Source organism: uncultured Veillonella sp. (genome assembly GCF_934190855.1).
Lineage (GTDB): Bacteria > Bacillota > Negativicutes > Veillonellales > Veillonellaceae > Veillonella.
In genome coordinates, this window is sequence record NZ_CAKPTN010000077.1 from 1 (window position 1) to 7,710 (window position 7,710).

The 7,710-nt window shown below is 38.7% G+C and carries 5 protein-coding genes, 3 tRNA genes, 1 rRNA gene and 1 riboswitch; of the genes, 6 read left to right on the top strand and 3 right to left on the bottom strand.

All coding sequences use genetic code 11. From position 1 onward, the window contains the following. Positions 1–258: 258 nt before the first annotated feature. The 3 genes from rrf to Q0F90_RS05665 all read left to right on the top strand — a co-directional run bounded on the left by rrf (position 259) and on the right by Q0F90_RS05665 (position 1,792). Positions 259–375, top strand: a 5S ribosomal RNA gene (rrf, locus tag Q0F90_RS05655). A 1,152-nt stretch (positions 376–1,527) separates the two neighbouring features. Further along, positions 1,528–1,603: transfer RNA gene (locus Q0F90_RS05660), tRNA-Trp, on the top strand. Positions 1,604–1,715: 112 nt separating this feature from the next. Continuing rightward, positions 1,716–1,792: transfer RNA gene (locus Q0F90_RS05665), tRNA-Arg, on the top strand. Positions 1,793–1,950: 158 nt separating this feature from the next. Here Q0F90_RS05665 and Q0F90_RS05670 read toward each other — a convergent pair. From Q0F90_RS05670 to Q0F90_RS05680, 3 genes are read right to left on the bottom strand one after another with little or no spacing between them, the layout of a single operon-like run. Further along, on the bottom strand, positions 1,951–2,394 hold the full coding sequence (locus Q0F90_RS05670; protein ID WP_296004118.1) for a hypothetical protein: 444 nt from the start codon (positions 2,392–2,394) through the stop codon (positions 1,951–1,953). After that, positions 2,394–2,699, bottom strand: a complete 306-nt coding sequence (locus tag Q0F90_RS05675) for a TM2 domain-containing protein (protein WP_009351153.1) — start codon at positions 2,697–2,699, stop codon at positions 2,394–2,396. Before Q0F90_RS05675 ends, Q0F90_RS05670 begins: the two co-directional genes overlap by 1 nt. 15 nt (positions 2,700–2,714) lie before the next feature. Next, positions 2,715–2,990, bottom strand: coding sequence for a helix-turn-helix transcriptional regulator (locus Q0F90_RS05680; protein WP_296004119.1), 276 nt, complete (start codon positions 2,988–2,990; stop codon positions 2,715–2,717). Positions 2,991–3,271: 281 nt separating this feature from the next. Further along, positions 3,272–3,444: riboswitch (cobalamin riboswitch) on the top strand. Between the two features lie 387 nt (positions 3,445–3,831). On the opposite strand from Q0F90_RS05680, the gene Q0F90_RS05685 reads away from it, so the two are divergent. The 3 genes from Q0F90_RS05685 to Q0F90_RS05695 all read left to right on the top strand — a co-directional run. Further along, positions 3,832–3,916 (top strand) — tRNA-Leu (locus tag Q0F90_RS05685). Positions 3,917–4,135: 219 nt separating this feature from the next. Continuing rightward, positions 4,136–7,432 carry a transcription-repair coupling factor gene (mfd, locus tag Q0F90_RS05690; protein WP_296004120.1) on the top strand — a complete coding sequence of 1,099 codons (3,297 nt, stop codon included), beginning with the start codon at positions 4,136–4,138 and terminating at the stop codon, positions 7,430–7,432. Continuing rightward, the coding region (locus Q0F90_RS05695) for an oligosaccharide flippase family protein (RefSeq protein ID WP_296004121.1) at positions 7,429–7,710 on the top strand (282 nt) is incomplete at its 3' end. The genes mfd and Q0F90_RS05695, both read left to right, overlap by 4 nt.

Genomic DNA, 7,710 nt, shown 5'->3' on the forward strand with positions numbered 1-7,710 from the left:
ATGGTTGATAGGCCAGGTGTGGAAGAGCCGTGAGGTTTGGAGCTGACTGGTACTAATAGATCGAGGGCTTTACTTAAGCAGTGTAGCCAATGTAAAGGAGCATTGCGACGCATACATTGCGCGTAATCGCTTATGTCGCAGCGTAAGATTTTGTGAAACAAAATCCACAGCTGACGACGAAAATAAATTAGTCAAGAATTTCTAGTGCAACAAATATATATACTTCTATGTGGTTTTCAGAGTACAAACTCTGACAGATTCAGTGGCGATGGCTATGAGGATCCACCTGTTCCCATCTCGAACACAGTAGTTAAGCTCATAAACGCCGAAAGTACTTGGCTGGAGACGGCCTGGGAGGATAGGAAGCTGCTGATTAAGCATAAAATAGAGGGTCAACCCTAAAGGGTTGGCCCTCTATTTTTGTGCTCTAACGAGCACAGCTCTCATACCTGCTAGAGCCGTTTCCAGCCAAGGTTGTACAAGTAATAGCTATATATATTGATCTATAGGCGGCTTGGGAAGCCTAGGGCAATAGGGCGTAAAGGAGCGTAGCGACGCGTACGTCCATTGCATCAGGTTCGACGAAGCCCTAAAGAATGTGCTGTACATTAACTATTGTATTATATGCTGTCATGGGCGAGTGTGATAGGAAGCCGCGGCTAGTGGTAGGAGGCAAACTATATCTTTACGGTGACGCGGCACAACGTGCCAATGTTACCGAACCGTAAACTAGTTCAATAAGTCTAAGTGTTGTAAAGTTTCGTATTTTTATTGATATTTCCGTTCTAATAGCTTTGTTATATATTTACTACTAATATCCTTAGAACACCTAAAATAATTTATATATCTAAGCAAAACTTATATTTTTATATCTAATAGCTCCTCTAATCATTTTCATTCTTCATGTTTTTATAATCAAACCTTCTTATTAATAGTTATTATGTAATTAATTTTACTTTAATTTTAAATTTCAATAACCACTATCTATTACATATTCTATTCATGCATAAGGCTATCACTAATTTATATACAATCTTATACAACCTAGTAAATACAGGCTTTTTTGCTATATTTCTTACAATTTGCGATGTACCAAAATTTACTCGTTTCACTTATATCTCATAAAACTTTCACTATGTTTTCACGTAGTATCTTTATACTATCTATAGTTGATTGAGATCAACTAAGGAAATGGAGGTCTACTACTAATAACTTTTACCTGTCCCTTTTACAAATAATACAAACAACACAACACAAAACAATACAACACATAAAACAACACTTAAATACACAACAATACTCTCCCTGTGTATAAACAAAACAATACATATACAAAACTCTCTAATTATATATACCATCTCCCGTATATATAAAGGTAAAAGTTAGGTAGACATAAGAGCCCTTGAAAGAGGGCTCTTTTTCCTTTTAAATTCACTATTATTTCATTATTTAAAAGCCCTTTCTTTCTTGACATAAGACCTAATATTTGTTAAACTAATCAAGTATCAAGCAAGGCTTGATGAACATAGGGGTATAGCTCAATTGGTAGAGTAGCGGTCTCCAAAACCGTTGGTTGTGGGTTCAAGTCCTACTGCCCCTGCCAAATTTGGATTGCGGTCTTCGGACCGCATGTCCATAAAATTACTCAAAAAATATTAAATAAATGCTTGCATAGATGTAAGCGTTGTGTTAATATAAGTGAGTACCAAGTACATGACTCAGTAGCTCAGCTGGATAGAGCGTTTGACTACGAATCAAAAGGCCAGGGGTTCGAATCCCTTCTGGGTCACCAAATGAAAGCATCACAGCAATGTGGTGCTTTTTTATTTTATTCATTTCTATTAAACGTATAATAAAAGGACTCTACTAATAAAAATGTAGAGTCCTTTGTTGTATATAGACTTTTATAGAGAAAACTTTTATAAATCAGTAAACTGTCTATACTTAGTCTTATTTAAGCTGACCAGCTGCAACGGCAAGGTCGCGCCAATAGATAGCTTGCATATAACCGTATGTATCTGGCTTTAAGGTAATTAATTTAGCTTTATTGCGTTTCTCTTCACGCAATAGTTTACCAGTACGAGCATCGATAATATTACGTTGATCTTGAACCCACTGAATCGTATCATTGTCTTGATCAAAGTAATAATGGTTAATATACTCTGTCATATAGTATTGGGCGCCTTGATGGCTATAGGTACGACCTATAATTTCAAACTTATTGCCTTCTCCAGCGATAACTTTAACACGTTGTTCAGCGTAATAGTTTTGGCCGTTCATACGATATAAATAGGCATAGCCTCGAGCGTTCTCTAAATCAGCAATATTAACTGCTTGAGAGGGCAGGATACCTAGTATGGTGAAAGCCGCTGCAATTAATAACAATTTTTTCATTATTGCACCTCAGGATATAGTTTCTTAGCTTCTTCGATGGCTTCCTTGATGATGGCTTTATTACGATCTTTAACCATGCCTGGAATACGGAATAAGTCGATAATCATCCAAATACCTAAGCCACCAGCAGTAAGCCAATAGATAATATTAATAACTGGTTTATTTAAATAGAAATAATGAACGCCAAGAACGAACCAGAATAGGTAGGCCATACCAGTTTCTTTTTGACGCGCTTGAGCAGATAATACATAGTTTTTTTGCTGCTCTGTTAAGCCCTGTAAAAGTGCTAATACATCAGGTGTCATAAAATCTCCTTTATACTACTTTGCGTGTGGCTGATCTGACTCTGCCACAACATGTACAACTAATTCTTGATCAGAAGGAATCTGTGCCATTACTACAGGCATAGGCACATCCATAGCGGCAGCAATGCCTTTGATTTGGCGCATAGCTACAGGTACCACAGTACCATCATCATTTACATTTTTTTCTAATACTTCAATTTCACTGGTAGTTAAACCTGCTTTATTTGCAAAGTCCTCAATGGATAGGCTATTGAATTCGCGATATTGTTTAATGAAATCTCCGATATACATAGATTCCTCCTATTTATAGATACTATTATATTGTAATTAAAAATATGATATATGGCAATAGATGAATATAAGATGAAATGTAAAAATAATAGCTCGTAAGGGTGTAAAAGAGAAGTAAGAATAGATAGTAAAATGGTCTGAACACATACGAGCTATAATATACGTATCATGTATAACTATTATTCATACATGTATAAATTAATGGGTAGATAAATTGTTAATAAAGTTACAAAAATAAATTGACTTAATACGATAGCGGTGTTAAGATTAACTCATAGAAAACATCATATTTGGGAATAGGTGCTGAAAAGCATAATAGAGAAGCTGGTTAAATGCCAGCACGGTCCCGCCACTGTATGGTCGAGCGAGTCTAAATTAAGTCACTGGGAAACTGGGAAGGCTAGATGAGCGATGAAGCCGAGTCAGGAGAACTGCCTATTCAACATTCACCATTTGACCTACGAGAGATAGGGAGGAGAAGTTAATAGCTCCTTTTTACGTACCCGTAAAAAGGATTTTTTAGTTCTATACGATCTAAATATATTACTTTGGTATTTAGATTATAGTTCTTACGACCTTAATGTCGTGCTATGGTCATGGTGGATTATACCTTTTGGTATTACCAGCATGACATAAGTTATGACTGTTAATATATTTTATGGTAAATGTAGGGCATGCATTTATTCATCATCATCCTAAAAAAGAGGCTGACCCAGGATTCTAGTAGTTCGGATTCTGGGTCAGTCTCTTTTTATTTTAGGAGATACATGAAATTTAAGTTAATTATAAAAAAATGATTGACGATGAATTCTATACATGATATTATTATTTCAGTTGAGACGCGGGAGTGGCGGAATTGGCAGACGCACCAGACTTAGGATCTGGCGCCTTACGGCGTGGGGGTTCAAGTCCCTTCTCCCGCACCAACTTTATTGCACCTTTAGAGGTGCTATTTTTTTTGCCTAAAATTAGGTGTTTGTAACAGATATAACTATAAACATAACTATAACTATGAACATAACTACTATCGCTATTTACTATTATATATAAAGCGGTCTAGAAGCTTAATTACTAGCTTATATGTTATAATAGATGAGTTAGAACTATTTAATTAATACAATCATAGTAATACTATATGGTGCAGTATGGATAATACATTAACTAAACTGCTTTCACAGAACCCATCCTTTGTGGATGGGCTAAACGCATTTCAGCGGAAAGGAAAGTCAGTTATATATGGTCTTAGTGGATCTCAAAAGAGTTTCCTCTTAAACCAAGCATTTGCTACAGGGCTTACAAAGCCTGTAGTTATCGTAGTCCATGATAAGGACCATAAAGAAATGTGGGAACGGGACTTAGCTTTTTTCATGCCTAATATCCCAGTCCTATCATTTCCTATAACAGATCATGTGGACTTTACGACTGTGGCTCGTAGCCTTGAAGCTCAAGGGGCGCAAATGCGTGCTTTAGCATTGCTAGCATGGCAAGAACCTGCTATAGTCATTGCGAATGCTGAAGAGGTTACACAATACGTTGTATCTCCACAATATTTAAAAGGCCAATCGCTACATTTTGCTTTAAATGATACGATTGAGCGTGATATAACGCTTGAACAGCTAGTTACAATTGGATATGAACGGGTAGATCAGGTGGAACAACGTGGTCATTTTGCCGTGCGCGGAGATATTTTAGATATCTATCCTGTTAATAGTGACAATCCTATACGTATAGAATTCTTTGGGGATGAAATCGATACATTGCGATTCTTCTCTGTAGAAAATCAACGTTCTATTGAACAAATCGATTCTTATACGGTAACACCGTTTTTCCTTGGTAAAAGCGATGCAGATAGTACTTTATTATCTTATGTAAAGGATGGTCTCCTCATTTATGATGAGCCAGGTCGCATTCAAGAAGCGTTAAAGAAATTCTTAAAAGAAGATCCTACACATCGTAAAAATCATTGTGACTGGAGCGAATTGCAGCGCACTGTAGAAGCCACAACTCAAGTAGCTTTCACATTTATGCAACAGCGTTCTATCGGTCTAACTGGATTTAACCCTATTGGGATCCAAGGGAAGACGATGACGAGCTTTGAGCGTCAAATTCCGCTTTTAACAGATGAAATTAAGCAATGGCATCGATTAAACCATCAAGTGGTGCTCGTATTAAATAACCAGCAAAGACGAGAAGGTATTGAACGAGCCCTTGAAGGGGAAGGCATTGCCTTTGTTTATAGTGAGGAATGGATTGCAAAGCCTAATACGGTTGTTATATTACAAGGCTTATTGACCGATGGCTTTGAATTGCCAAATAGTCATCTAGTAGTCGTTGTAGAAGGTAATATTTACGGACAACAAAAACGCAAGCTTCGCAACAAACCTAAAAAGGGCCAAGAAATTAATTATTTTACGGATTTAACGCCTGGTGACTATGTTGTACATAGTATGCACGGTATCGGTAAGTATATTGGTCTTAAAACGATAGAAACGGAAGGGATTCATCGTGACTATATTGAAATCGCTTACGCGGGAACGGATAAACTGTTCTTACCAGCTAACAATTTAGATCAGTTACAAAAATACATCGGCAATGAAGGTGATGTGCCTCGCATTCATAAGATGGGGGGCCGTGACTGGGCTAAGGTTGTTACAAAGGCAAAGAAATCCATTGATGATTTAGCAGATAAACTCGTTGAGATTTATGCACAACGAGAAATCACAGAAGGTTTTGCATTCTTACCAGATCAACCGTGGCAGCAAGAGTTTGAAGATGCATTCCCCTATGAAGAAACGGAAGATCAGTTACAAGCTACGGCGGAAATTAAAGAATCTATGGAACGACCTGTTCCTATGGACCGCTTGCTCGCTGGTGACGTAGGCTTTGGTAAAACGGAAGTCGCTATGAGGGCTATCTTTAAAGCTGTTATGAGTGGTAAACAAGTAGCGGTACTTGTACCGACTACAGTTCTGGCGCAACAACACTTCCAAACCTTCTTGAATCGCTTTGCCCCATTTGGCGTAAAGGTAGATGTACTCAATCGATTCCGCAGTACAGCTGAGAAGAAACAAATTTTAAAAGGTGTAGAGGATGGCTCTATTGATGTTCTCATCGGTACTCATTCACTACTTAATAAAAAGGTTGTCTTTAAAGACTTAGGCATGCTCGTTGTAGACGAGGAGCAACGTTTTGGGGTTGCTCAAAAGGAAAAATGGAAAGAGTGGGCTAGTAATATTGATGTGCTCACTTTGAGTGCTACACCAATTCCTCGGACCTTGCATATGTCTCTCGTAGGTGTTCGTGAAATGTCCGTCATCAATACGCCACCAGAAGAACGCTTACCTGTTCAAACCTACGTGGTGGAATATGATATGAACCTCGTGGCAGATGCGATTAAGCGAGAATTGGCACGGGGCGGACAAGTTTACTTTGTCTATAACCGCGTGGCGTCTATTAATCATATGGGTGAGTTATTAGAAGCCGCATTACCAGGTTTACGCTATGCTATCGCTCACGGCCAAATGACGGGCCGTCAAATTGAAGAAATTATGACAGACTTCTATGAAGGTCATTACGATCTATTATTGTCTACTAGTATCATTGAAACTGGTCTAGATATTCCGAATGCCAATACCATCATCATTTATGATGCGGACCGTTTAGGTTTATCTCAGCTATATCAAATGCGTGGACGTGTAGGGCGCTCCCGTAGACGGGCTTATGCATACTTTATGTATCGACCTGACAAGATGCTTTCAGAAGCGGCAGAAAAGCGCTTAAAAGCTATTGAAGAGTTTACAGAGCTAGGTGCTGGTTTCAAGCTTGCCATGAGAGACTTAGAAATTCGTGGTGCTGGCAATCTATTGGGTTCACAGCAACACGGTAATATCGCATCTGTCGGCTTTGGCATGTACGTAAGTATGCTTGAAGAGGCTATTGCGAAGGCTCAAAATAAAGAGGTAGAGCGTGAGGTATCTATTGATCCAGCCATCGACTTAGAGGTAGATGCCTTTATCGATGACGCGTATATCAAAGATAGTGCTCGTAAGATTTCTGTATATCAGCGGCTGTTACATATTAAATCGAAAGAACAACTTGATGACATGACAGATGAGCTCATCGATCGTTTTGGTACGCCTACAGATCCGGTAGATAGATTATTGCGTATTGCACAAATTAAAGAGCAAGCGCGTCTGCTTGGTATTAAAAGTATCGTCCGTAGAGATCAACAGCTTACCATCCATTGGCATGATGACTCCAAAATGGCCGACTGGGATATGGGGGCTGTACGAGAAGATTTATGGAAAAAAATGAAATTTGCAGACACTAAGCCAGCCACATTATATGTGAGCCTTAATGGCATGAAAGGTTCTATTTTGACCATTACGGAAGCGGTGATGAAGTCACTGAGCCACAAGTCATCGACTAAGGAGGGCCTATGAATCGATTTTTAAAGGGTGCCATGATTTTAACCTTAGCCGGTATTATCGTGAAGGTCATCGGTGCGTTTAGTAAAGTTCTTATCGCCCGTGTTCTCGGTGGTGAAGGCATTGGCCTATACATGATGGCCTATCCAATCTATCAAATTATCGTCAGCATTTCTGCGGCTGGTATTCCGGTAGCCATTTCTATTATGATTGCGGAAAAGCTTGCCAATGACGATATGCGGGGCGTACAACAAGTATTTTCCGTATCCTTAAGGGTACTTACTATTTTAGGC

Coding starts and splice junctions, on each gene's coding strand:
- Q0F90_RS05675 (WP_009351153.1), bottom strand. CDS start 2,699: ATGACACCTGATGTATTAGCACTTTTACAGGGCTTAACAGAGCAGCAA.
- mfd (WP_296004120.1), top strand. CDS start 4,136: ATGGATAATACATTAACTAAACTGCTTTCACAGAACCCATCCTTTGTG.
- Q0F90_RS05670 (WP_296004118.1), bottom strand. CDS start 2,394: ATGAAAAAATTGTTATTAATTGCAGCGGCTTTCACCATACTAGGTATC.
- Q0F90_RS05680 (WP_296004119.1), bottom strand. CDS start 2,990: ATGTATATCGGAGATTTCATTAAACAATATCGCGAATTCAATAGCCTA.